Source organism: Gordonia sp. ALPHA1B1 (genome assembly GCF_005502615.1).
Taxonomy (GTDB): domain Bacteria; phylum Actinomycetota; class Actinomycetes; order Mycobacteriales; family Mycobacteriaceae; genus Gordonia; species Gordonia hongkongensis.
This window is the reverse complement of the sequence record NZ_SCOC01000021.1, coordinates 47,866-69,447: the sequence shown is the minus strand read 5'-3', so window position 1 is coordinate 69,447 and position 21,582 is coordinate 47,866. Positions and strand designations below refer to the sequence as shown.

Genomic DNA, 21,582 nt, shown 5'->3' with positions numbered 1-21,582 from the left:
ATCCGGATAGCCGAATGTCGGCGCACCTGCCGACGACAACCGAGAAAGAGAGCCCGACATGAGTGATGCACGAGCAGTCATCGACGCGCACATCGATGCCTTCAACGACCGCGCACCGGAGAACGAACCATGGTCCGCCGATGCGGAATTGGTCTCGCCGGGTGGGGTGTTCACGGGACGGGAGGGCGTACTGGGTTTCCTGTCCGTCTTCCAGGGCGCCTTCTCCGACGGTCGCCTCACCGTCGGTTCGTATGTCGTCGACGACGACAACGCCTCGGTGGAGGGCACGTTCGACGGTGTCCACGACGGTGTGTTGCAGAGTCCGTCGGGTCCGGTCGAACCCACCGGACGGCCTGTCTCGTTCCGATGGAGTGCGACCTACCGCATCGACGGCTCGGAGCTGATGTCCGAGCACCTGTACTTCGATCAGCTCGACTTCCTCGGGCAGCTGGGTGTGCTCCCCGGATGAGTCGTGCTCGGCGCCGGTTGATCAGGGTCTTCGCGGCCGCGCTCGTCGCCGGACCGATCGTCTCGGGTACGCAGGGAATCGTCTCGGCGGCACCGGTATCCGCGCCGGCGTCGGTGATCAGCAGTGTGGCGGTCGGGCCGCAGCGGCACGATCTGGTGATCCGTTCGGCCGCGATGGGCCGGGACGTGCCGGTGAGCGTGCTGCACCCGGCGCACTCCCGGTCGCGCGGGACGCTGTATCTACTCGACGGGGGCGGCCACAAGACGGCGATCAGCGACTGGATTCGGGAAGCCGGCGCGGACAGGTATTTCCGCGACAAGGACGTCAATGCAGTGCTGCCCGGCGGCCAGGGGGCGTTCTACACGAACTGGCAGCACGACGACGCGACGTTCGGGCGTCCGCAGTGGGAGACGTTCCTGACCGTCGAACTGCCGTCGCTGATCGACGGCCGGTTCCACGGCAACGGGCGGAACGCGATCGCGGGCCTGTCCGTGGGCGGACAGGCCGCGTTCACACTCGCGACGCGCCGGCCGGGCCTGTACACGGGCGTCGGCTCCATCAGCGGTTGCCCGTTCACGACCGGCCCGGTGCACGAAGGGCAGATCCGAGCCGCGATCATCCGGGACGGTGGGGATCCCACCAACATGTGGGGTCCATGGAACGCGCCGGGATGGGCCGACCACGACCCGGGTCGCCGCCTGCCGGCCCTCGTCGGGAAGCGCGTCTTCATCGCGTCCGGGACCGGCGCGCCCGGCCCCCTCGATCAACGCACCCGGCTCGACCCGGGCCGGCACCGTGGGGAGAAGATCGCGACGGGAGCGGTGCTCGAGAACTCGGTCAACGCGTGCTCGAACGAGTTCGCTCGCCGGATGAGGTCCGAGGGACTGCAGCCGGTCGTCCATTTCCGTGCGATCGGAACGCACGCATGGCCCTACTGGGCCGACGATCTGCCCGTGATGTTCGCCGCACTCGCACCCGGTCTCTGACAGCCCACGAGTGACTTCGCGCCATTCCGGGTACACCGCCCGTATGGCTGACAACGACCCCGCCCGCAAACCGTTCAACCCGCAGAACCCCGACCCGTCCAGCACGGCGGGACTCGAACCCGGCGGCGGGGTGGCGCCCGGTGACACACCGCCGGCGGAATCCGCGGTCGGTGGAGAGGAGCACGAACCGCCGCAACGCAGGCGTGCCGGCGGCGTGATCGTCATCGCCGTCGCGGCGATCATCTTTCTCATCGTCGCGCTCGGTCTGATCGGCCGCGCCGTGGGGCTCTTCTAGGGTTCAGCGCCGTCACCCGGCGTCGACGGGCAGCGGACACGCCGCCAGCGGATCGCCAGCGCGATTTCACCGATGCCGACGACGAAGAGCACGGGTTGTAGGAAGAAGAACACGTGCAGCAGCGCGATCTGGATGATGATCCAGACCATCAGCGACGACCCGGCGAGCAGGCCGCCGATTATGCCCAACCGCGCGGGCACGGACGGGACGGCGGCGACCACGGCAGCCACCAGGTGGGGTAACGCGACTACGGCGATCAGTGCGACACCGGGAGCGGTCCAGGTCTCGAACGGCGTGTGGGTGAGCCACTCCCGCGGCATCGACCACTGATCGGTCATGATAGCCGAGCCGCCGGCGAGTGCCGACAACGACACGAACAGCTCCATCCCGGCGAGCGTCCACGCCGTGCCGGTCCGTCGGTTCCCGATCCCCCGTTCGTCGAGGGAGTCGGCAGGCGCGGTCATGGTCGGAAGTCTGCACCGTCCGAGAGCCTCTGCCGTGAGGCAAAGGACACCAACTGAGCCGCACGTCGGCCACGGCGGCGGTGTCAGGGGCGCACCCAGCCGTCGGCGATGAGCTCGACCAGCAACTGGGCCTTGTTCCCGATCGGCCGGCCGGCTTCCTCGTAGCGTCGGGCGACACGCCGATAGTGCTCGCGCACCGTGCTCTCGGCGATCTCGTGGACACGCGACGTCTGACGCAGCGTCGCACCCAATGTGTAGGTCTGGAGGATCTCCAGCTCCCGCTGGGTGATGCGTACCCGGTTCGCAAGTGTGGGTGCGGACGGCGGGGTCGGCGGCCCCACCGCAGTCTCGAGCGCCCGCTGCAGCTCGTCCTCGGCGGCCGGGGCCCGCGGTGAGACACGGATGTGATCGAAGCCCGCGACCCCGTTGCCCACGAAGATGACGTTGACGGTGCGCAGCGATGCCACCCGCCGGACGAATCCGAGCATCGCGGCCGACCGCACCAGAATCGCGCTCGGGTTCCGTAGGGCAGCGAGCTGTGCGGGTTCGACGACCGTCGCGTCGTAGCCGGCGCTCTCCACGAGAGCGGCCAGGGCGGCGTCGAAGATGTCGTGCTCGGCAACGACGGCCGTGATCCGCCGCTCCGGACTCGGCGCGGCAGTGGGCCCGGTGCCGGGGGTCGCCGACCGGGGGGCGTCGTTGAGGGGTACGGACACGTGCCGGGATCTCCTGTCGACTTCGATTCGGCCGGGAGCTGTGAGCCGAACAAACGGCGGGACTCTCTCGGATGATCGACATGACTCGCGATCGGGCATCGAGAATTTATTTCACGAACGCCAACTTCTTCAGCCTTACGAACGTGAGACGGTTTGTCAGCGGTATCTCGGACCTGATGTGGTGATTGCAGGGTAAATAATCACCCTGTCGTCCGATCGGATGCGTGATCGCGCACACCGCGGACATATCGGGCATGATCATGCCTGTGCCGACCGACATGCGGGTCCTCGTCGCCTCCCCGCTGGGACACGTGGTCGCGGTGCCGCTGACCAAGGCGCTCGACCAGGCCACGGTCACCGTTGCCACCGGCCGCGACGAGTTCGTCCAGTGCATCGCCGGCAACGTGCGATTCGACGTCGTGGTGGCGGATCTGATCTGGAACCGACCCGACCTGGAATGGACCTTCGACGGACTCGACGTCATCGACACCCTCGACCACCATGACCGGCACGCGCCGGTTGTCCTGGCGACCCAGGGACACGGGCTGGAACAGGACCATCTCGACGAGGCGCGGTTGCGCGACGAGGTCGCGGGGGTCATCGCCAAATCGGACGGTTTCGCGACGCTGGTCGGTGTTGTGCGCTCGGTGGCGCTCGGCCAGGCCCTGCCCAGGGCCGCGTCGGCGCGCCGTCCACCGCTCTACGAGTTGTTCGATGGTCGGCGCGGCCATACCGCGGGCCGTCTCGCGGGGGCGATTGCGTCGGGCAGCGCCTCGGACAACGCCTCATTGGCCCGCGCCGCCAAGGTGTCGCCGAACACGGCGAACAAGGTGACGAGCCACTACCTCGGGCCCATCATCGTCGAGCGCGGTGAGCACGACGCATCGCTGCCGATGACCCAGGCCGCCGTCTACCGGTGGTGCGGCCTACACGCGCGATACCTGATCAGCTGGTGCCGACGCCACGGGCACTCCGACGTCCTCGGATCGATGCCCACGTGATCAGTTCGGTTGATCAGTTCGCGTGAACCCCGACGGTCCGGTCTCGCGCTGGAGGCGTCGCGGATTCCGGCACGCTGATCCCGCTCCGCTCGCCGAACCACCGCAGGATCTCGACACCGGCGAGGGCCCCGGTGCCGGCGGTGATCGCGAGCCCGGGCGCCGACCAGCCGAGTGCTTCCAGCTCACCGTGCCGCGGGCGGATCGCGTGATCGGCGGCGAGCAACAGGTCGGTGTCGAGCCAGCCGTCGCCGGCCGCGCAGAGCACTGCCGAGTCGTCGAGGGTGCCGTCTGCGACGAGCCGTCGCCGGACTTCGGCGATGGCCGCCGACTTGGTCACCGGCTGCGGGGCCGCGTAGATCTTGCGACCCTGCTGGGATGCCGTCCAGCCCCGTGCGTCGCACCACTGCTGCCACTGTTCGAGGAACTCCGGCGGTTGGACCGCGGGGTCGACGACCAGGTAACAGAAGAGGTCGTCGGCGGTCCGCAGAGCGGTGACCCAGGAGTCGTCGATGCGTGTTCGGAGTTCGTCGCGGACCTCGTCGAGGGTGGCGCCCGCGCGGGTCACCTCGCGGTCGATGTGCGCACGCCATTCCGGATCGTCGGCGCCGTCGACGAGGATCCGGCCACCGTTGCTGACCACGGCGTGGCGAAATGGGCTGCCCGGCAGCTCGATCCGGGCAAACTGTGCCGGGGTGCGAGTGGTCGTCGGTACGACGACGACCTCACGTGCCAGACGGGTCATCAGTTCGACGGCGGTCGTGGTCATGTACGACAGCGGCGCGTCGCGGTAGATCTCGACGCACACGGTCTCCAGGGCCGCGAACTGCTCGTCGCCCATGGCGGCGCGTGAGTAGATCATGGTCCGATCGAGATCGGTGGCGACCAGCGCGTTCACGAGTCCTCCTTGATGAGCCCGACACACGAGTACGCGAGATCGGGCGAGACCTCCACGGGCACATCTCGTTCGGCGGCGAGCAACCGGATGTGGCGATGTTCGGGCAGATCGTCGGCGCGCACCAGGATGCGCCACGGTACGCGACGCAGCAGCACCCGCGTCGTCTCGCCGACGCCGGGCTTGACCAGGTTGATCGACGACAGGCCGTACTCGGTCTGGATCTGCTCCACGGAGCGCCAACCGGACCAGTCGGGCCGGCGTGACTCCGGCGTCATCGCCGACACCGTCGCCCGAACTCGGTCGGCGACTGCATCGAACTCGGCGCTGACGGTGTCCAGGAACAGTCCCGAGACATCGAAGTCGGCGAGATGGCGGTAGAACTTCGCTCCGTGGAACTCGCCCGGACCGATGTGGTCGGCATTCAGGACGGTGCGCGAGACCAGGCCGGAGACAGTGGAATTCAGGCAGGCGGAGGCGATGAGGAAGTCGTCCCTGGTGCCGAACAGGGTCGTGCAGGAGCCGGGGTCGGCCAGCACCGCGAGTTCGTCGTGCAATTGCGGCCGGCCGGCGCGCGCGTACCCGTCGACAGCGGCGGTGAGTTCGCGCTGGATGGCACCCTTGCCGGTCCAGCCGTCGACGAAGACGACCGACTCCGCCGGGTGCCGCGCCACGATGTGATCGAGTGCGACGGTGTCGATCCCGCGGGCGCGCACGATCGAGATCGTGTAGTGCTGGGGTTCGATGCCGTGGACGGCCGCCATCCACCGTCGGATCAGGATGCCGACCGGGGTGCCGGCCCGCGCCAGCGACACCAGCGTCGGCGTGGAATGCCGCTCGGCCAGAATGAGTTCGGACACCACTCCGACGGCTTCCGCGAGCCGCTGGGCGGAAGACCGTAGCGTCGCATGGAAGAGTTCCTGGTACTCGCGGCCGGGTTGATACTCGATCGGCAGCGACTCCGCATAGTGGGCCTGACCGGACTGGATTCGACGTTCCCGTTCGCGCAGTTCACCTTCCAGCGCCACGTCGGACAGGTCTTTGAGCAGCCAGGTGACTTCGTCGGCCGCGTACGAACCGAACTCCGGTCCGCACAGCGGTGGTGTGGTGGTGGCGATGTCCATCAGCGCACCGCCTCTCGGGTTCGTGCCAGGGCAGGCTGGTCGGTGGCGGGCAAGACGGCCAGCACCACCGGGTGCCCGGCGGCGGTGAGGACGTCGACGAGTCCACCGGGCGCGCGTAACTCATCGGTGTCCGCCGGCGAGTCGACGATCAGGACGACCTGCGGGTCCGGATGGTCGACGGAGGACACGTTGTAGACATAGCGCGGCGTCTCCGGATCGGGTTCCGGTGCGGTGAACCGGAATCCGCGCCGGAGCGGATACCCCGGGACGTCGTGCACCTGGGCCGGCGACCTCGTGGTGGTCTGGTATCCGGTGGCGAAGCCACGACGCTCCAGCGACTCGGCGATGCACAAGGGTGCGTACATCAGTTCCTCGTGCCCGATCACGACCACCGGGCGCCGCGGATCGAGTTGTGCCGCCACGGTGTCGGCGGCCGCGGTCGCCGCTCGCCGGAAGCCCGTCGAGTCGGTGCGGAGAATTCCGTGCCTGCCGCCGTCGGGAACTGCCGCCGGCCAGTCGAGGGCCACCGCGACTTGGCCGCCGCGCCGGGCTGCCACCGGGTTGAGCTCGTCGGACCGGAGCTGCCACACCTCATCGAGGAGGTCCGGGGGAAGGGTGATCGAGCCGTGCGCGAGCGCCACGTAGGCGACATCGACGCCGAGTTTAGCTGCGAGATCATCGCATTCGGACTTCTGCGCGGGCGTACGCATGTCGACCAGGGACGCCACGACGAACCGCTTACGGGGACGGTCCGCGACGATGGCCTCGATGGCGCCGAGCGCGGTCTTGCCGGTGGAGATCTCGTCGTCGACCAGGATCAATACCTCGTCCGGCGTCACGGGGTCGAGAAATGCGGAATCGCTGGGCTGCAGCAAATGCGTCGTCGCATGTGAATGCCCTTCCTCGAAGGTGCCCGTCACCACCACATCCGGGCGTCTGCGCCGCGTCGAGTGCAGATACCGGGATGCGGAGATGCGTTCGGCGACACAGTGTCCGAGCCCGGTCGCGGTTTCGGCGAAACCGAAGACGACGGCGTCGCGCGCCGCATTCGCGCCGATCTCGGCGACGATCGCGGCGCCGAGGTCGTCGGCGGCGCCACGCACAATCGCGGGCGAGGTCGGGATGTGCTTGCCCAGCACGGTCGAGACCAGCAGATGAGCACGGCGTCGGTTGTGGCGCAAGCCGAGTGAGACGAGGTCGCGGACCGTGTGACCCGGAGTGTCGCCGACGTCGGCGATCTCGACGCCGAAACGTTCGGTCACCCAGTCGATGCCGACGGTGTCCGGATCGTTCACGAGGTGGCCGACCCGGGCGAGGCGAGCGCGGTGAGCAGGTCGACGAACGAGACCCCCTGGCGGGTCACGCCGAAGGCGGCAGCGCGATCGATGACCCGCAAGGCCCAGTTGCGGTGGGGCTTCAGCTCGTTCATCTTGTTGCGGTACGACGACGCCCGTACCCCGCCGGACTCACCGGCCAGGATGTCGAGTGCATCGTGATACTCCTCGTGGGTGACCGCCGACAACGCGTGCACCGCGGCGACATGCGCGGGGTGGATGACGGTCTTGCCGTGCAGGCCGTTGGCGCGATCGAGGGTGATCTCGCGGAGGAGACCGTCCATGTCGCGGCTGACGAGCTGCTGCCGGAAGTAGACGGCGTCGTTCTCGCGGAACGGCGTGTGACGCAACATGGGCTGGAACATGCGCTCGTGGTCGGCGAAGTACTCCCACACCGGCCCCGTCACGACGAAGCCGCTCTCGTCGCTGCGGCCGAGATGGTTGACGATGCCGGCGATCACATCGGCCGCGACCCGGACGTCGTAGATGGTCAGGTCACGATCCCGGCGGATGCCGAAGTGACTACAGATGTCGGTGGCACCGATGCGCACGGCGAGCACGTGGTCGCGGTGCGCGCTCAGGAGCGACGCGAGGGCGGTCAACTCGTCGTCGCGGGTCTCGCGGTGCACGACCGCGGCCGACTCGAGAACCGGCATGACCCAGAGGTGCTTGTCGAGGATCTGTCCGGCAGTGGCAACGGCGTCGAACGCCTCGGGTGCATTCTCCGACGAGAACTTCGGGATGACGAACCCGGTCAGCACCGACGGGGTGTCGAGCGTGGTGGCGATCGGCACTATCCGGTCGGCCGACCGCGGACGGACGAACAGCAACATCGGCCGGCACGGGTTCGCGGCGATAGCGCGCAACGCGGCCACGGCGTGCTCGATCGCCTCGGCCTCCTCGTCGTCGGCGACCGCGTCCTCGAGGTCGATGACCATCGAGATCACACCCTCGGCCCGGCGTCGGCGGATGACCTCGGCAAGATCGGGCCGGGTTGCCGGGACGTACAGGGTGGCGCCCAGCGCGACGGCGAGCCGCTGCGCCGGCCAGGTCGGCTCGATCGGCTCGGGCTGCCGGTGGAAGAGGGAGTTCGAGACCGACGGCTCCAGGTGGTCGAAGTGCCGGATCGTCCCGGGCTCGAGACCGGTGTCGTCGTGTCGTGCAGTGGTGGTCATCCTGCGGCCACCTGTCCTCTCATCCGCGAAACGATCTCGGTGATCCGGTCGTCCACCGCACGCAGCTGCGTCAGGTAGCTCCAGTAGTCGGGGTGGATGCGATCCAGAACCCCTTTGGCGCGCTCGATCCGGTCGGCCTGAGCATCGAGGACCGAGCCCCATTCGTCAACCAGACGGTGATTGACCGCAAAGAGCTGGGCGTCGCGCAGGCGGAAGCGCACGCGCTGCTCCGCGCCCCGCGGGTCGGCGCGCACCTCCCGCAGGAGTCGCAACCGGTCGAGCACGGCGTCGACGGCCTTCTCCGCGACGGCCAGGTCGTCGCGGGCGGCGTCGGCGCGGCCGATGGCCTGGTCGGGGGCAGCATCGACCATCGCGCGGGCGGCCGCGAGCTCGGCGTCGGCGTGTTCGAGCCGTTCGTCGACGACCGAGCCGTTGCGCTGTAGATCGAGGGAGCAATCGGCACTGAACTCCCGGCGCAGCGCCGAGAGGGTGTCGGGGAGTTGCGCGCTCCGGGTGGACACCGCGCTCCGGCGCGTTTCCACCGAACGGATGACCTGCTGCGCGCGGTCGGCGAAGGCGGGGGCATCGGCGAGAAGTTGCTCGAGGCGGCGCGCCGAGCTCAGCACGGCTGCCGCGGCGGTCTGCCGGTCACGCAGCCCCGCGCCCTGGTCGAAAGCCGTGAGCGCACGCGCGAGGTCGTCGGTGGCGTCCGACACCGACTGCAGTCGTGCCACTGCCGGTGCGGTGTTCTCCAGGGCGGTCATCGCCCGGTTGGCGGCCACCCGGGCCTCGTGGTCCTGGGCGTCGGCGGCCCGCGCCGTGGCCCGCGCCCGCTCGAGGGTCTCGGCGTTGGTCTGGGCGAAGTCGCGCATGGAGGCGGTGATCGACCGCAGCGTCTGCGTCGACCGGTCGAGATCCCGGGGGTCGACGCGTGTGCCGGCCGGCGGGGACACCAGCCGGAGGTAGTCCGACGTTGCCTGGGCGTGCTGCTCGCGGATATCCGACCACGAGGCGCGCAGGCGAGAGCGCGGGTCGAGGGCGGCGGTCACCGCGACGGCCGGATCGATCTCGGCCAGGACGGATTCGGACTCCAGGAACGCCGCCGTCATTTGTTCCGATGATGCAGGTGGCGCGGAATTCGTGCGTGAATCGTTCCCGAACCAACGACGTACGAAGTTTCCGGGCACCACTCGATGCTATCGGCTATTTTCATCTCGGTATGAGGCCGGATTCCCCGGCTCACGGCGAGCTGGGATGCCGAGATGCCGGCAGGTGCCGCGGTGCGGGGATGGCGTCGGGAGACGAACGAGGGATGGTCGAACGGCGGCCTCCCCACGGCGCGAGAGAGGCACGTCGAATGCAGTTGGTACAACGGTCCAAACGCGTGGTGGAAGCCAGGCTGAACAACTCCTCGGTCCGCGCGATCAGCGGGTCGATGGTCGCCTACGAGGGACAGGTCACCTTCAAATCGGCGGGCTTCGGCGGCGGCGACGGCGTGCTCGCGGGCCTGAAGCAGCGGGCCACCGGGGAGGCGCTGTCGCTCATGGAGGCCTCCGGCAACGGCATCGTGTACTTCGCGCACAACGCCGCCGAGACGACCGTCATCGAGCTCAACAACGAGACCCTGCAGGTGGAATCCGAGCAACTGATGGTGCTCAACGGCAACCTGCAGACCAACGTCACCTTCGCCGGCCTGCGCGGAGCGTCGTCGGGTCAGGGTCTGTTCACCACGACGGTGAGCGGCCACGGGCAGATCGCACTGTTGTCCAACGGCGGCCCGCTCATCCACCTCGAGGTGTCACCGCAGTATCCGCTCGTGGTCGACCCGGACGCGTTCGTCTGCGCCCGCGGCCAGTTGAGTCAGTCCTTCGTCACCGATGTCTCCTGGCGGTCGGCGCTGGGACAGGGTGGCGGAGAGGCGTTCTCGTTGCGCTGGGATGGCAGCGGCGTCGTGTCGATCCAGCCGGCCGAGCGGTGAGGGTGAGGTAGCGAGAATGTTCACCAAGGTCAACAGCAAGGTCGTCTCCGTCGACATCGGCGGTACCGGGCCGGTCGTCGCGCGACGCGGGGCGATGCTCTTCTACAAGGGCAACGTGCATTTCCAGCCCCACCAGATCGCGGGGGCCGGCGGTATGGGCGGCGGGATGCCGGGACTGGGCGGCATGGGCGGGATGGCCGGCCGGATGCTCGCCGGCGAGCACGAGTCGACGATGATCGCGCAGGGGCACGGCGAGGTGCACTACGGCTTCCTCGGCATCGAGGTGCACGTCGTGGATCTCGCAGCGGTCGGCGGCACGATCCGGGTCGAGGCGTCGCGGCTGCTCGCCTACGCGGCCAACCTGCAGGCCTCCGTCGTCTCGGTCGCCTCACAGGGCGGCGGTGGCGGCGGTGGTGGCGGCCTGTTCGGTGCATTGCGGTCCGCTGCTGCCGGAGCCGTCACCGGTCAGGGCATGTTCACGACGCAGCTGTCGGGTCCGGGTTCGGCGGTGCTGCTCGGGCACGGCGGGGTCTTCGAGCTCGAGGTGTCCCCGGCCAAGCCGCCGGTGACCGTCGACCCGCAGGCGTTCGTCGGGTCGGCCGGTCAGGTCAACACCAGCCTGCGGTCGGCGATGAGCTGGCGCAACGTAGGCCGAACCGGCGGTGAGGCAATGCAATTGGAGTGCTCCGGACAGGGCATCGTGTACGTGCAGGCATCGGAGGAGAAACTATGAGCCAACTCAACACCGTGTGGAGTCCGATGAACTTGCCGTCGGACGACAACGTGCCGGACAACAACTACTCCTTCTGCATCGACCTCAACCAGCCGTGGTTCATGTCCAAGGGCGCGATGATCGCCTACTACGGGCAGATGCAGTTCACCGCGCTGACCCAGGGTCTGCAGGGGAACATGCTGCAGATGGTGGCGCAGCAGTTCTCCGCCCCGCTGTACCTCGGTGACTACGTCGTCGCCGAGGGCCACGGCAAGCTGATCATCGGCGACCGCGGATACGACATCAACGCCTACGACCTCGAAGACGGCAACCTCACCATCCGGGCGGCCAATCTTCTTGCCTTCCAGCCGAACCTGTCGCTCAACCAGTCGATCGTGCCGGGGTTCCTGACGCTCATCGGCACCGGTAAGTTCCTCGCGTCGTCGAACGGCCCGGTGATGTTCGTCGAACCGCCGGTGCGCGTCGATCCCGAAGCGCTTGTCGGATGGTCGGATTGCCCGTCGCCCAGTCACCATTACGACGAGGCGTGGGTCAACGGTTTCATCGCGGCCGCGGGCCGGCGGATGGGGTTGAACTCGGGCGAGGAGCGCCAGTTCGACTTCACCGGCGCGGGAACGGTTCTCGTGCAGTCGAGCGAGAAGGTGCGCGACGACTCGTCGGTCCTGCGCACCATCCAGGGCCATCTCCCGGGCATGTCGGTGCCCAGCCTGCACCAGATCAACCAGCAGATCACCCAGCAACTAGGGCAGCAGCAGGGCTGAGTCGGGCTCTCGAAACCACTGCGCCGCAGGACCTTCGGGGTCCTGCGGCGCAGTCGTTCGTAGGTGGTACCCGGCTCCGGCCTCTGCTCCCTGAGGAGCGAGCTTGCGCAAGCTCCGGGTGCTCCTCAGAGGGCGAAGGGTCAGATGTTGACCTTCTCCTCTTCGCCCTTCGCCGCGAGGCGGTTTCGACGCACGATGCTGGAGATCAGTGCGGCGATGATCAGCGCGACACCGATCAGGCCGGTGATGATCTCGGGGACGTGGGTGCCGATGGAGTACAGCAGGATGAACGCCAGCGCGCCGATCGCCCAGTGCGCTCCGTGCTCGAGGTACACATACTCCGACAGCGTGCCCTTGCGCACCAAGTAGACGGTGAGCGAACGGACGAACATCGCACCGATGAGGCCGAGGCCGAGGGCGATGATGATCGGATCCGCCGTGATGGCGAACGCGCCGATGACGCCGTCGAAGGAAAACGACGCATCGAGCACCTCGAGGTAGAGGAACAGGAAGAAGCCGGCCTTGCCTGTCGCCTTGGCCAGGTCCGACGGTCCCGACTTTCCGTTGGTCTTCTCGATTGCCGCTTTCTCCGCGGCGTCGGTGCCGGGCTCGGCCGCTTCGTCATCTTCCGCGGTCTCGACGTTGAAGTACTCGCCGAGGCCGTTGACCAGGATGTAGGTGATCATGCCGAGTGAGCCGGCGATCATGACCGTCGACCGCTCGTCGGGCGCGGCGATGTAGGTCGCAGTGAGGACGAGAAGCGTCATGGCGATGACGACCTCGAGCATCTCCAGCTTGCCGATCTTCTCGAGCGGCCGCTCGATCCAGGTCAGCCACGTGAGCTCCTTCTGCTCGAAGACGAAGCCGAGGAACAGCATCAGCAGGAACATGCCGCCGAAGGCCGCGATCTGCGGGTGGGCGTCGGTGATGATCGTCTCGTAGCTGGGATCGCCGTTGGGGAAGTAGGCCGCATCGTTGGGCGGCGGGTTCAGTGCGAGGTCGAGCGCCTCAACCGGGTTGAGACCCGACGCGAGCCACACGATGACCAGCGGGAACACCAGTCGCATACCGAAGACGGCAATCAGGATGCCGATGGTGAGGAAGATCTTCTGCCAGAACTCGCTCATCCGGCGGAGGATCGTGGCATTGATGACCGCGTTGTCGAAGGAGAGCGAGATCTCGAAGACGCCGAGGATGGCGGTCAGGATCAGCGCTTCGACGCCGCCATAGAGGAAAGCGATGATCAGCGACACGATCGTCACGACGACCGAGAGGCCGAAAATTCTTACTACCACTGGCTTGTGGCCTTTCTAGGGTGCGTGGAAACCAGCCGACCGCATTGTCGGAGAGGAGTGGTGACGCGCGGATGCCGCACCCGTTCGACAACGGGTGCGGCATCCACAAGCACGTTCAGGCGGACAGCCGGAGTCTACGAGAGACTCAGACGTTCACACCGAAGTCGCGGGCGATACCCGCGAGACCCGAGGCGTAGCCCTGGCCGACCGCGCGGAACTTCCACTCCGACCCATGACGGTACAGCTCACCGAAAACCATCGCGGTCTCGGTGGAGGCATCCTCGCTGAGGTCGTAGCGGGCGATCTCGGCGCCGCCGGCCTGGTTGACGACGCGGATGAACGCGTTGCGCACCTGGCCGAACGACTGCGACCGTGCGTCCGCGTCGTAGATCGAGACGGGGAAAACGATGGAGTCGACGTTCGGCGGAACGCCCGCGAGGTCGACCTTGATGACCTCGTCGTCGCCCTCGCCCTCACCGGTCAGGTTGTCGCCGGTGTGCTCGATCGAGCCGTCGGGCGAACGCAGGTTGTTGAAGAAGATGAAGTGCTGGTCGGAGAGGACTTTCTTGTCCGCGCCGAGCGCGATGGCGCTGGCGTCGAGGTCGAAGTCGGTACCGGTCGTGCTTCGGATGTCCCAGCCGAGGCCGACGGAGACCGCAGTCAGGCCCGGAGCCTCCTTGCTCAGCGAAACGTTTCCGCCCTTGCTCAGGCTCACGCCCATGGTTTGCGCCTTTCTGTTGGTACGGGGTCTCGTGATGTCCGATGTGCCCGGTACGGGCCACTCGGAGCAATCGACAACACTCTATGTGAACGGTTTGACCCGGTCACTGGTTCGGATGGATGACCTGCGGGTTCGCCCTCGGCGATCCGGACACTGCCGGTGCGGGGCGGTGATGGTCAACCCATCCGGGAGATCAACTCGACCAGTCGCCCGACGGCATCACCGGCAGTGGTCGCCCGCTGGTGACGTGCGGCGCTGTCGGATCCGTTGCCGGTCTGTACCCATTCCGGTGTTCCTCCGACGCTCTGCGCGACGCGCAATGCGTATCGGGCGTGGGGGGACGCGACGCGGACCTCCTCGGGCTTGTCCCGATCGACGCGCAGCGTGACGACCTTGCCCTCCGGGGTCAACACGACCTCGTCGATGGTGTCGGAGGCGGCACGCAGAACCACGCGATTGAGACCGATGGGCCACCCCGGGAGTTCGATCGGTACTCGCGCGGTCTCGGGCACAGTCTCGGTTCGGCCCAGGAAACCCTTGCGCTCGACCTGTCGGGTCACCTCCTTGTGCCCGACCACCGGAAGCGGCCGACGCTGGGCGCGCAATCGCGCGGCTGCGTCGGCGGCTGCGCCGGTGAGGTCGCTCAGTCGCGGCTCGGATGTGGAGGTCATGTCAGTTCGCTCCCCGTGCTTCGTCGATGATGTACTTCGCGATATGCCATTCGGCGCGCTCCTGACCGCACACCCAGTCGTTGTAGGCGTAGACGCCGAGCTCGCCGAAGTACGTGGGCCACGCGAAAGCCCAATCGGGAAGCCAACCGCTGCGGGACGTGATGGCATCCGTGATGTCAGTTGCGACGATCTCGAGTTCGCAGTTGTTGCGCCGTCCGAAGTCTTTGATATGGCCGTTGAACACGTTGGCGAGCTTGATGAACACGTCCTGACCGGAGACGTCGACATCGGCGACCATCGCCCCGATCCGGCGGATCGACTCGAGATGATCGAATCGCTGCGGAATGGCATCGACATGTTGGAGTTCGATGTCGCCGGTGGTCCAGTCACGATCTCCGGGGGTGTCCACGGTGTCGATGGTCTCGACGAAGTCGAGCACGTGCGTCCAGCCGATCTCGGACAGGTCGGCCATACCGCCTCGTGCCGCCCATTCCTGGATCTTCAGCTTCATGATGTTGACCCGAAGCACTTCGAGCGTGAGTGCGGAGGGATCCCACCAGTGAAGGCGCAGGATCGCAGCAGCTACCTGTTTCCACTCCGAGTCGACTACTCGACCCTCATACTCCAACCCCGCGTTCACGCTCGCGCGCAGACCGTCTGAGTAGGACTGCATCTGTGCCACAAACCCGTTGTCGAGGTATTCAGGCGCAGACTCCGGGAGGTGAAAACCGACGGGGCGGCGAGCTGTGACGGGGGCAGCCGCTGCATTCCGGGATTGGCTGTGCACACCCGCCAGTGCCCAGAGGTCGGCACCGCAAGACACACACTGGGCCAGCACGCTGCGATCCGCCGTTGCGCCACACGTGCAGGTGACCTGATCGTTGGCGTGTACGCGAGGAGTGGGCGTTGGCACGGGAGCCGCGTCCTGTCGGTCCGGAGCAGGTCGTGACACACGATCGCGCCGTCGATAGTTGATCGGCTGGCTCGACGATGCCTCGGTTACGGGATCGGCCGGACTGTCCGCAACTGGATCCGCAGTGGCCGGCCTGGCGCGAGATCCCCGGCCCGGATGTTCATAGTTGATCCGGCCCGGATGGGTGTAATCGATGGGCATCAGTCGCCGACCTCGTTCTGTGAGTGGGTTTGTGGCGTGTCGAGACCCTGCGAGTACTCGAAGGCCGGATGGGGGCGCCGGATGCTCGGAGTCACCGCAACCAGACCGTCCAGGTCTCACCTGAGCGTTTGACCCTGGTGACCGTCAGCTCCGGCGGGATCGTCGCCAGCTCGAACATCGCCCGTGCCAACGGATTCACGAGCATGGCCTCGAGGACGTTGGCGACACCACGGCCCCCGAAGTCGAGATTCAATGTCGCGCCCTGGCGCAGAGTCTGCAATGCATCCTCGGCGACTGTCAGCCGCGCGCCGGTGGTTTCGCGAACGCGGTTACCGATGTTCGTCACGAACAGGTCGACCAGGTCGTCGCCGACCGTCTCCGACACAAAGTCGAATACGACGATGTTCTCACCGATTCGGTTCAGCAGCTCCGGGCGACCCAGCTCTCGGGTGAAGTGCTCGGCTACGGCCTCGCGGATGGTCGACTCCACCTCGCGGTAACCGGCACCTCGGGCGATCCGCGGCGTTCGGTGTCCGTCGGCCCCGGTGGTGTAGACACCGAGATTGGATGTGAAGACGATCAGTGCTTCGGAGAAATACACCGTGGAACCGTTTCCGTCGGTGAGGCGGCCGTCTTCGAGAATCTGTAGAAACTTGTCGAAGATTCGCGGGTGGGCCTTCTCCACCTCGTCGAAGAGGATGAGTCGGAACGGTTGCTGTCGGACCGCGTTCGTCAGCTCGCCACCCGCGTTGTGGCCCACGTAGCCCGGTGGGGCCCCGATCAGCCTGGCTTCGGCACCCTCGGCCGAGAACTCGCTCATGTCAAACCGAAGGAATGCATCTTTCCGGCCGAAAACTAACTCGGCCAATGACTTCGCCAGTTCAGTCTTGCCGACGCCCGTCGGTCCGGCGAAGAACAGGACACCCTGGGGGCGCCCGCCGGAACTGGCTGTCTGCGCGCCGGTGAGGCCCATCGTCGACCGGATGAGGATGTCGACCGTCTTGCGGATCGCAGCGGGCTGGCCGAGCACGCTCTTGTTCAGACGGGTTGCGGCGTCGCGGATCTTCGCCTTGAGTGCCGGGTCATGCCACGGGTTGTCGGGGATGCCCACGCGGAAGGTGCGCACCGCGTCGTCGATATTCGGGGCCGGGATTCCGCGGTCGATCGCGAGACGGTTGATCTCGGTGATCGAGCGGAGTGTCATGCCACCGGTGAGCCCGGCGTAGTGGTCGATGAGCTTGGCAGTTTCGGGGTCGGGATCCTGATCGAGGGGCATGGGTGTCGCGCCCGGAAGCGAATTGACCAACGGCTTGATCAGATGTCGTCGGTCTCCCAGGGACGGTAACGGAATCGAGATCACCCGAACCAGGTCACTACCGACGATCCAGTGGGGGAGGTCGGACTCCCGATCGATCATCCAGAAGATGGTGTTGTAGAGAGGCGATCGGTGGGGGCCCTCCACACGCCGACGGGGCGCTGTCAGGAGAACGCGCTCGGCGGTCACCAGGAGCTCGTGGAGCTCGCCACCGAAAGACTCCGAGTCGGCCCGCAGGCGGGAAGCGCCCTCGATGATGAGGCAACACGGAGACTCCGACATCGCAACCATTCGGACTATCCGGCGCAGTTGACCTGTCAACGACGCTTCCGGCCCTGCACTCGACTCGGCTGCGCGTATCAACTCAGAGCCGACCTGCTGGTGCTCCGCCAGAATCCCCAGCCCCTCAGCCGGGTTGAACGAGAGAAGTGTCAGATGTCCGGCCTCGTGCAGCGTGCGTACGAGTGCTGACGTCGGGTCAACCGTGACGAAGCGAGGCCCGGTAGGCCGCGGATTCGGAACGAGCACGAGGTCTCGTAGGTTGCCGGTCAACACCACTTGCGGATTGGCCGGTAGTGCGACGTCGACCTCGCGAAGCCAAGTGGGCAGTGGTGAATCCGCGTACGTCAAGATCGAAGACCTCCGTGCTCAGTCCAGAGAGGTGAGACCGGAGAAGTTTGCCACAGGTCGGGGTCGATGGCTGTCCTATGAACATGTGAACGTGTGCGCCGCCAAGAGTAGCCCCTGTGTGGGACACACGTCCCAGACGGATGTCCGGCAACGTCGGCCTCGGGAATCCGGCGTCCGGACAGGCCGACAACCGCGCTCGTGCCGGATGTCTGCGTCGCAGATGCCGCACTGATGCAATGGAATTCGTACAAAATGATGACAGAGCGCGCTGACCCCGGCTGTTAGCTTCGATGTTCTGAGAATCTCTCGGACTCGTCTCTAACCCATGAGTACGCGGAAGCGTCATGTGTGATGACCAGGCGAGTACATCTCCTAGGAGCGTGTCTGCTGATGGTTGAAGTCGACTACTACGAACTGCTCGGCGTCACCCGCACTGCGAGTGAGGCCGAGATCGAGCAGGCCTCGAAACGGGCGACCCGGCAGTGGACCAAACGCGCATCCTCGCCGAACATCGACGTGCGGCACGAGGCCGAGACGAAGATGAAGCGGCTACGTGAGTCCCGCGAAGTTCTTCTCGGCGGCGCGGACAAGCGCGCGGCGTACGATCGCGCGCTGGCGCAGGGTGTGGCGCCGGCGTCCGCACCGTCACGCCAGCCTGTAGGAGCGGGCGGCCAGGTCGACTGGGTTGCAACGGCCCGAGAGGCTCTGGCGAACAACGACTATCATTCCGCTGCTTACGCGGCGAAAGAGGCGACCACTGTGCTAGCCGGAAACGCCGAGTCCTGGAGCCTTCGGTCTCGTGCGAACCTCGGACTGGGCAGAGTGCAGGACGCCCTATTCGAGGCGCGGCACGCCACTGAGATCGAGATGAACAACGCCGAGTATCACTTCAATCTCGGCAACGTCCATGAGCAGCTCCGGGATTGGGTGGCAGCGCTGAAGGAGTATCAAGTGGCCACTCAACTCGATTCGCAGAACTTCGTCTATCCCCTCGCACAAGGCTCGGTGCTTCAGCAGAACGGGCTCCTCGACGAGGCCATCGACATGTACCGCCGAGTCTTCGCCCAGCACCAGACTGTCGATCCGGTGCGCTACTACCTCGGAATCGCCTTGCTGGAGAAAGCTGAGACAGTTCCGAAGCTGAAGGGAAACGGCCGTTACGCGGTGACCGCGGAGGAGGAGATCGCTCCGATGGTCGCACTCGCGTCCGAGGCGCAGCAGCTCTCTCGGGACCCGGAAATTCAGCAGGAGGCGGCGCGGATTCTCGAATACCTGCACAAGCAGAACGAGATGACGTGGTGCCTACCGACAACAGTGTCCGACGCTCCGTTCATGTGGCTGGGTGGTGTCGTGGGAGCGTTCCTGCTCGGGGTGGTGCTGATGGGCGTCTCCTCCGGCATCGGGGTACTGCTCATTCTCGCGTCACTGGCGGCTGTCGGACTGATCGTGTGGCAGTCCTACGTTCCGGGCTGGAAGAAGTCCAAGCGTAAGAACTCTCTCGCGCTGATGATTGGGCACCTGCAATGAGCAAGGTCATCGGAATCGATCTGGGTACAACGAATTCAGCGGTTGCGGTGCTGGCTGACGACGGCATCCCGACGATCATCCACAACCGCGAAGGCGACAACACGACTCCGTCCGCGGTCTTGTTCGACGACGGTGACGTCACCGTCGGAAAGCAGGCCAAGAACGCAGAGACGTCGATGCCCGGCAACGTCGTCCGCTACGTCAAACGTCACATGGGAAGCCCCGACTACAAGTTCATCCCTGACGGCGACTCGACCGAATACGGACCCGAGTTGATCTCGTCGTTCATCCTCAGATTCTTGGTCGACGATGCATCGGCCTATCTCGGCGAGAAGGTCGACGAGGTGGTCATCACCGTGCCGGCCTATTTCGGTGATGCCGAGCGAACCGCAACACGCCAGGCCGGAGAGATCGCAGGACTGAACGTTCTGCAGGTGATCAACGAACCCACCGCTGCAGCTCTGAGTTTCGGTCTCAAGGGCGGCTACAACGGAAGGGTCCTCGTCTATGACCTCGGCGGTGGCACCTTCGATGTGACGCTGATGGACATCTCGCACAACAACTTCACGGTCCTGGCGTCGGCAGGCGATCGCAACCTGGGCGGCTTCGACTTCGACAACGAGCTCATCAGGTTGACCGAAGCGAAGTATCGGGATCTCGGAGGCGAGCTGGATCCCGACGATGACAAACAACAGGCGCTCATCCGCGAGCAAGCCGAGGCGGCAAAGCACAGGTTGTCCACCAGCGACAAAGCGAAGATCCGGATCGGGACCGAGTCCATCACGATCATGCGTGAAGAATTCGATCGGGTCGTCGGCGACCTGGTGACCCGGACCCGCTACATCCTCGAGGATGTGATGGATCAATGCGGACTGTCCTACTCCGACGTCGACAAACTGTTGCTGGTCGGCGGATCCACCCGGATGAAGATCGTGGAGCGGTCGGTCAAGGAGTGGACCGGACTCGAGCCCGACAAGAGCGTTCATCCCGATGAGGCCGTCGCGCTGGGAGCGGCCATCGTTGCAGAGCTCCGCAACGCGGTAGAGACAGGTGAACCACCAGCGGTGCAGGCGTCCGTGTCCGACGTGGTCGCGCAGGGACTCGGCGTCGCGGTTCTGGCCGACGACGGATCGAAGATGCTGAACAGCCTTGTCGTCGTGCCGAACACGAGGGTGCCCAATCGGGTTGAAGCCAGCTCCTTCTCGACGGTGGGGGCGACGCGCCAGATCAACTTCCGGATCACCGAGGGTGACGAGAACGGAGCCGAACTCCAGTACGTGAAAGTGATCGGAGAGTCGCTACTCGCTCTCGACTATGACTTGCCTGCCAAGGCGCCGCTTCGGGTCGTGTTCGTCATCGGAGAGAACCAGACTGTCGAGGCGGAGCTCCATGACGCGGTGAGCGGTCGGCTGATCGGCCAGATGAACGTACAGCGAACGGCCAACCTCGATGCCATGGAAGTCCAGTCCCTCCGTAAACAAAGTCGAGAGATCGTGGTGCAGTGAGCTCCGCGGACAGCACCGGATGGGCCGCTGATCCGGTACGTGACCCGGCGCCTGCCGGTCCCGCCCGCACCGACGTCGGCGAGTTCACCGAGTGCGATCCGGTGTACCCGGATGTGGATGGGACCGATCGAGCCGCCTCGCGCGAGGGTGCGCCGACGGGAGAGGTGTCGGGTCGGCCGGCGGCAGCATGGCCCTCGGTCTCGAGCACAGTGGATTTCAGCGAATTGCACCTTCGGTTCGACCGGATGGAGAGTGCCATGGCGACTGCCTCCGGGGTCGTCGAGCGCAACTATGAGCAGTCGCTGATCGCCCTCCGAGATCGTGCCGCGGCCGCCGAGGTCGGGATGACGCAGACGTTGCTCCGTCCCATCGCGCGGCAGCTGGCGGCCTTGATCGATCGGGTCGAACTCGAGCAGGGACGTCGGCAGGTCGACCCATGGGCCCTGAGCGCCAGCGTGGTCGACGAATTGCACGACATTCTCGAGGACTTCGGCATCGAGACGATCGAGTGCCCACCGGGATCAGAGGTCGACAAGGCCAGACACCGAGTGGTCACGAGTCGAAGCCCGCGCGGGAGCTCGGACGACACACTGCGGATCGTCGAGCGGGTACGGCACGGGTACGAACTGTCGGGGTATGTGATCAGGCCGGCGGAGGTCGCGGCCGAATGGACACCGGAATGGGGTGACCCGACCTACCCTGGGTGACCACGCCGCCCGTCGGGTTGCGTGCATGTTGGCGCCTCCGAGGGACCGGTGCACCATGACAGAGCGCCCCGTCCGACAAGCCAGTCGGACGGGGCGCTCTGTTGTATCCGGCCGACTCGTCAGAGACAGCAACCTACAGAAGAAGCGGCATCCAGCAGGGTGGGGAAAC

The 21,582-nt window shown here is 66.3% G+C and carries 22 protein-coding genes; 10 read left to right on the top strand and 12 right to left on the bottom strand.

What is annotated here, in order from left to right; all coding sequences use genetic code 11:
* Window positions 1-58 precede the first annotated feature (58 nt).
* Genes FFS52_RS15160 through FFS52_RS15150 form a run of 3 tightly spaced genes read left to right on the top strand, consistent with a single transcriptional unit; the run spans window position 59 to window position 1,750 of the window.
* Complete coding sequence (locus FFS52_RS15160; protein WP_137810173.1) at window positions 59-469, top strand: ester cyclase; 411 nt, start codon at window positions 59-61, stop codon at window positions 467-469.
* A complete protein-coding gene (locus FFS52_RS15155; RefSeq protein ID WP_165629367.1) occupies window positions 466-1,455 on the top strand; it encodes an alpha/beta hydrolase family protein in 990 nt (329 codons plus the stop codon). Before FFS52_RS15160 ends, FFS52_RS15155 begins: the two co-directional genes overlap by 4 nt.
* Window positions 1,456-1,498: 43 nt before the next feature.
* The gene (locus FFS52_RS15150; RefSeq protein WP_058252901.1) at window positions 1,499-1,750 is read left to right on the top strand and encodes a DUF6480 family protein; all 252 of its coding nucleotides are present in this window, start codon (window positions 1,499-1,501) and stop codon (window positions 1,748-1,750) included.
* On the opposite strand, the gene FFS52_RS15145 is transcribed toward FFS52_RS15150, so the two are convergent.
* Both FFS52_RS15145 and FFS52_RS15140 read right to left on the bottom strand, forming a co-directional pair.
* Window positions 1,747-2,214: a hypothetical protein gene (locus tag FFS52_RS15145; protein ID WP_137810172.1), complete on the bottom strand. Its 468-nt coding sequence runs from the start codon at window positions 2,212-2,214 to the stop codon at window positions 1,747-1,749. The genes FFS52_RS15150 and FFS52_RS15145 overlap by 4 nt on opposite strands.
* 83 nt (window positions 2,215-2,297) lie before the next feature.
* On the bottom strand, window positions 2,298-2,930 hold the full coding sequence (locus FFS52_RS15140) for a helix-turn-helix transcriptional regulator (RefSeq protein ID WP_242697025.1): 633 nt from the start codon (window positions 2,928-2,930) through the stop codon (window positions 2,298-2,300).
* A 260-nt stretch (window positions 2,931-3,190) separates the two neighbouring features.
* On the opposite strand from FFS52_RS15140, the gene FFS52_RS15135 reads away from it, so the two are divergent.
* Entirely contained in the window at window positions 3,191-3,931 is a 741-nt protein-coding gene (locus FFS52_RS15135) for a response regulator (RefSeq protein WP_137810171.1), read from the top strand.
* 13 nt (window positions 3,932-3,944) lie between these two features.
* Here the strand turns inward: FFS52_RS15135 and FFS52_RS15130 are convergent, their stop codons facing one another.
* The 5 genes from FFS52_RS15130 to FFS52_RS15110 are packed head-to-tail and all read right to left on the bottom strand — an operon-like array spanning window position 3,945 to window position 9,565.
* Window positions 3,945-4,826, bottom strand: a complete 882-nt coding sequence (locus tag FFS52_RS15130) for an HAD family hydrolase (protein WP_247450648.1) — start codon at window positions 4,824-4,826, stop codon at window positions 3,945-3,947.
* The gene (locus tag FFS52_RS15125; RefSeq protein WP_058252898.1) at window positions 4,823-5,947 is read right to left on the bottom strand and encodes a cysteine protease StiP family protein; all 1,125 of its coding nucleotides are present in this window, start codon (window positions 5,945-5,947) and stop codon (window positions 4,823-4,825) included. The genes FFS52_RS15130 and FFS52_RS15125 overlap by 4 nt, the downstream gene beginning before the upstream one ends.
* A complete protein-coding gene (locus FFS52_RS15120) occupies window positions 5,947-7,242 on the bottom strand; it encodes a phosphoribosyltransferase family protein (RefSeq protein WP_137810170.1) in 1,296 nt (431 codons plus the stop codon). The genes FFS52_RS15125 and FFS52_RS15120 overlap by 1 nt, the downstream gene beginning before the upstream one ends.
* Entirely contained in the window at window positions 7,239-8,456 is a 1,218-nt protein-coding gene (locus FFS52_RS15115; protein ID WP_137810169.1) for an HpcH/HpaI aldolase/citrate lyase family protein, read from the bottom strand. Before FFS52_RS15115 ends, FFS52_RS15120 begins: the two co-directional genes overlap by 4 nt.
* Window positions 8,453-9,565: a hypothetical protein gene (locus tag FFS52_RS15110; RefSeq protein WP_137810168.1), complete on the bottom strand. Its 1,113-nt coding sequence runs from the start codon at window positions 9,563-9,565 to the stop codon at window positions 8,453-8,455. The genes FFS52_RS15115 and FFS52_RS15110 overlap by 4 nt, the downstream gene beginning before the upstream one ends.
* A gap of 248 nt (window positions 9,566-9,813) precedes the next feature.
* Here FFS52_RS15110 and FFS52_RS15105 point away from each other — a divergent pair, with 248 nt between their 5' ends.
* The 3 genes from FFS52_RS15105 to FFS52_RS15095 are packed head-to-tail and all read left to right on the top strand — an operon-like array spanning window position 9,814 to window position 11,928.
* Window positions 9,814-10,434, top strand: coding sequence for an AIM24 family protein (locus FFS52_RS15105; RefSeq protein WP_137810167.1), 621 nt, complete (start codon window positions 9,814-9,816; stop codon window positions 10,432-10,434).
* Window positions 10,435-10,450: 16 nt separating this feature from the next.
* Window positions 10,451-11,167, top strand: a complete 717-nt coding sequence (locus tag FFS52_RS15100; RefSeq protein WP_058252894.1) for an AIM24 family protein — start codon at window positions 10,451-10,453, stop codon at window positions 11,165-11,167.
* Window positions 11,164-11,928 (top strand): AIM24 family protein, encoded by a 765-nt coding sequence (locus FFS52_RS15095; protein ID WP_058252893.1) that lies wholly within the window; start codon window positions 11,164-11,166, stop codon window positions 11,926-11,928. The genes FFS52_RS15100 and FFS52_RS15095 overlap by 4 nt, the downstream gene beginning before the upstream one ends.
* A 140-nt stretch (window positions 11,929-12,068) precedes the next feature.
* Here FFS52_RS15095 and FFS52_RS15090 read toward each other — a convergent pair whose 3' ends face one another.
* From FFS52_RS15090 to FFS52_RS15070, 5 genes are all read right to left on the bottom strand, one after another.
* On the bottom strand, window positions 12,069-13,223 hold the full coding sequence (locus FFS52_RS15090; RefSeq protein WP_078112510.1) for a DUF475 domain-containing protein: 1,155 nt from the start codon (window positions 13,221-13,223) through the stop codon (window positions 12,069-12,071).
* 145 nt (window positions 13,224-13,368) lie between these two features.
* Complete coding sequence (locus tag FFS52_RS15085; protein ID WP_058252891.1) at window positions 13,369-13,944, bottom strand: TerD family protein; 576 nt, start codon at window positions 13,942-13,944, stop codon at window positions 13,369-13,371.
* A 176-nt stretch (window positions 13,945-14,120) separates the two neighbouring features.
* Entirely contained in the window at window positions 14,121-14,615 is a 495-nt protein-coding gene (locus FFS52_RS15080; protein ID WP_078112511.1) for a hypothetical protein, read from the bottom strand.
* A gap of 1 nt (window position 14,616) precedes the next feature.
* Entirely contained in the window at window positions 14,617-15,729 is a 1,113-nt protein-coding gene (locus FFS52_RS23910; RefSeq protein ID WP_249356282.1) for a hypothetical protein, read from the bottom strand.
* A 91-nt stretch (window positions 15,730-15,820) separates the two neighbouring features.
* On the bottom strand, window positions 15,821-17,326 hold the full coding sequence (locus tag FFS52_RS15070) for an AAA family ATPase (protein ID WP_249146056.1): 1,506 nt from the start codon (window positions 17,324-17,326) through the stop codon (window positions 15,821-15,823).
* A gap of 738 nt (window positions 17,327-18,064) precedes the next feature.
* Here FFS52_RS15070 and FFS52_RS15065 point away from each other — a divergent pair.
* From FFS52_RS15065 to grpE, 3 genes are all read left to right on the top strand, one after another.
* Window positions 18,065-19,201 (top strand): tetratricopeptide repeat protein, encoded by a 1,137-nt coding sequence (locus FFS52_RS15065; RefSeq protein ID WP_137810165.1) that lies wholly within the window; start codon window positions 18,065-18,067, stop codon window positions 19,199-19,201.
* Window positions 19,198-20,706, top strand: a complete 1,509-nt coding sequence (locus FFS52_RS15060) for an Hsp70 family protein (protein ID WP_137810164.1) — start codon at window positions 19,198-19,200, stop codon at window positions 20,704-20,706. Before FFS52_RS15065 ends, FFS52_RS15060 begins: the two co-directional genes overlap by 4 nt.
* A 257-nt stretch (window positions 20,707-20,963) precedes the next feature.
* Window positions 20,964-21,413, top strand: a complete 450-nt coding sequence (gene grpE / locus FFS52_RS15055; RefSeq protein WP_249356283.1) for a nucleotide exchange factor GrpE — start codon at window positions 20,964-20,966, stop codon at window positions 21,411-21,413.
* Window positions 21,414-21,582: the final 169 nt, after the last annotated feature.

Coding starts and splice junctions, on each gene's coding strand:
- FFS52_RS15160 (WP_137810173.1), top strand. CDS start 59: ATGAGTGATGCACGAGCAGTCATCGACGCGCACATCGATGCCTTCAAC.
- FFS52_RS15155 (WP_165629367.1), top strand. CDS start 466: ATGAGTCGTGCTCGGCGCCGGTTGATCAGGGTCTTCGCGGCCGCGCTC.
- FFS52_RS15150 (WP_058252901.1), top strand. CDS start 1,499: ATGGCTGACAACGACCCCGCCCGCAAACCGTTCAACCCGCAGAACCCC.
- FFS52_RS15145 (WP_137810172.1), bottom strand. CDS start 2,214: ATGACCGCGCCTGCCGACTCCCTCGACGAACGGGGGATCGGGAACCGA.
- FFS52_RS15135 (WP_137810171.1), top strand. CDS start 3,191: ATGCCTGTGCCGACCGACATGCGGGTCCTCGTCGCCTCCCCGCTGGGA.
- FFS52_RS15125 (WP_058252898.1), bottom strand. CDS start 5,947: ATGGACATCGCCACCACCACACCACCGCTGTGCGGACCGGAGTTCGGT.
- FFS52_RS15115 (WP_137810169.1), bottom strand. CDS start 8,456: ATGACCACCACTGCACGACACGACGACACCGGTCTCGAGCCCGGGACG.
- FFS52_RS15110 (WP_137810168.1), bottom strand. CDS start 9,565: ATGACGGCGGCGTTCCTGGAGTCCGAATCCGTCCTGGCCGAGATCGAT.
- FFS52_RS15105 (WP_137810167.1), top strand. CDS start 9,814: ATGCAGTTGGTACAACGGTCCAAACGCGTGGTGGAAGCCAGGCTGAAC.
- FFS52_RS15100 (WP_058252894.1), top strand. CDS start 10,451: ATGTTCACCAAGGTCAACAGCAAGGTCGTCTCCGTCGACATCGGCGGT.
- FFS52_RS15095 (WP_058252893.1), top strand. CDS start 11,164: ATGAGCCAACTCAACACCGTGTGGAGTCCGATGAACTTGCCGTCGGAC.
- FFS52_RS15085 (WP_058252891.1), bottom strand. CDS start 13,944: ATGGGCGTGAGCCTGAGCAAGGGCGGAAACGTTTCGCTGAGCAAGGAG.
- FFS52_RS15080 (WP_078112511.1), bottom strand. CDS start 14,615: ATGACCTCCACATCCGAGCCGCGACTGAGCGACCTCACCGGCGCAGCC.
- FFS52_RS23910 (WP_249356282.1), bottom strand. CDS start 15,729: ATGCCCATCGATTACACCCATCCGGGCCGGATCAACTATGAACATCCG.
- FFS52_RS15070 (WP_249146056.1), bottom strand. CDS start 17,326: ATGTCGGAGTCTCCGTGTTGCCTCATCATCGAGGGCGCTTCCCGCCTG.
- FFS52_RS15065 (WP_137810165.1), top strand. CDS start 18,065: ATGGTTGAAGTCGACTACTACGAACTGCTCGGCGTCACCCGCACTGCG.
- FFS52_RS15060 (WP_137810164.1), top strand. CDS start 19,198: ATGAGCAAGGTCATCGGAATCGATCTGGGTACAACGAATTCAGCGGTT.
- grpE (WP_249356283.1), top strand. CDS start 20,964: ATGGCGACTGCCTCCGGGGTCGTCGAGCGCAACTATGAGCAGTCGCTG.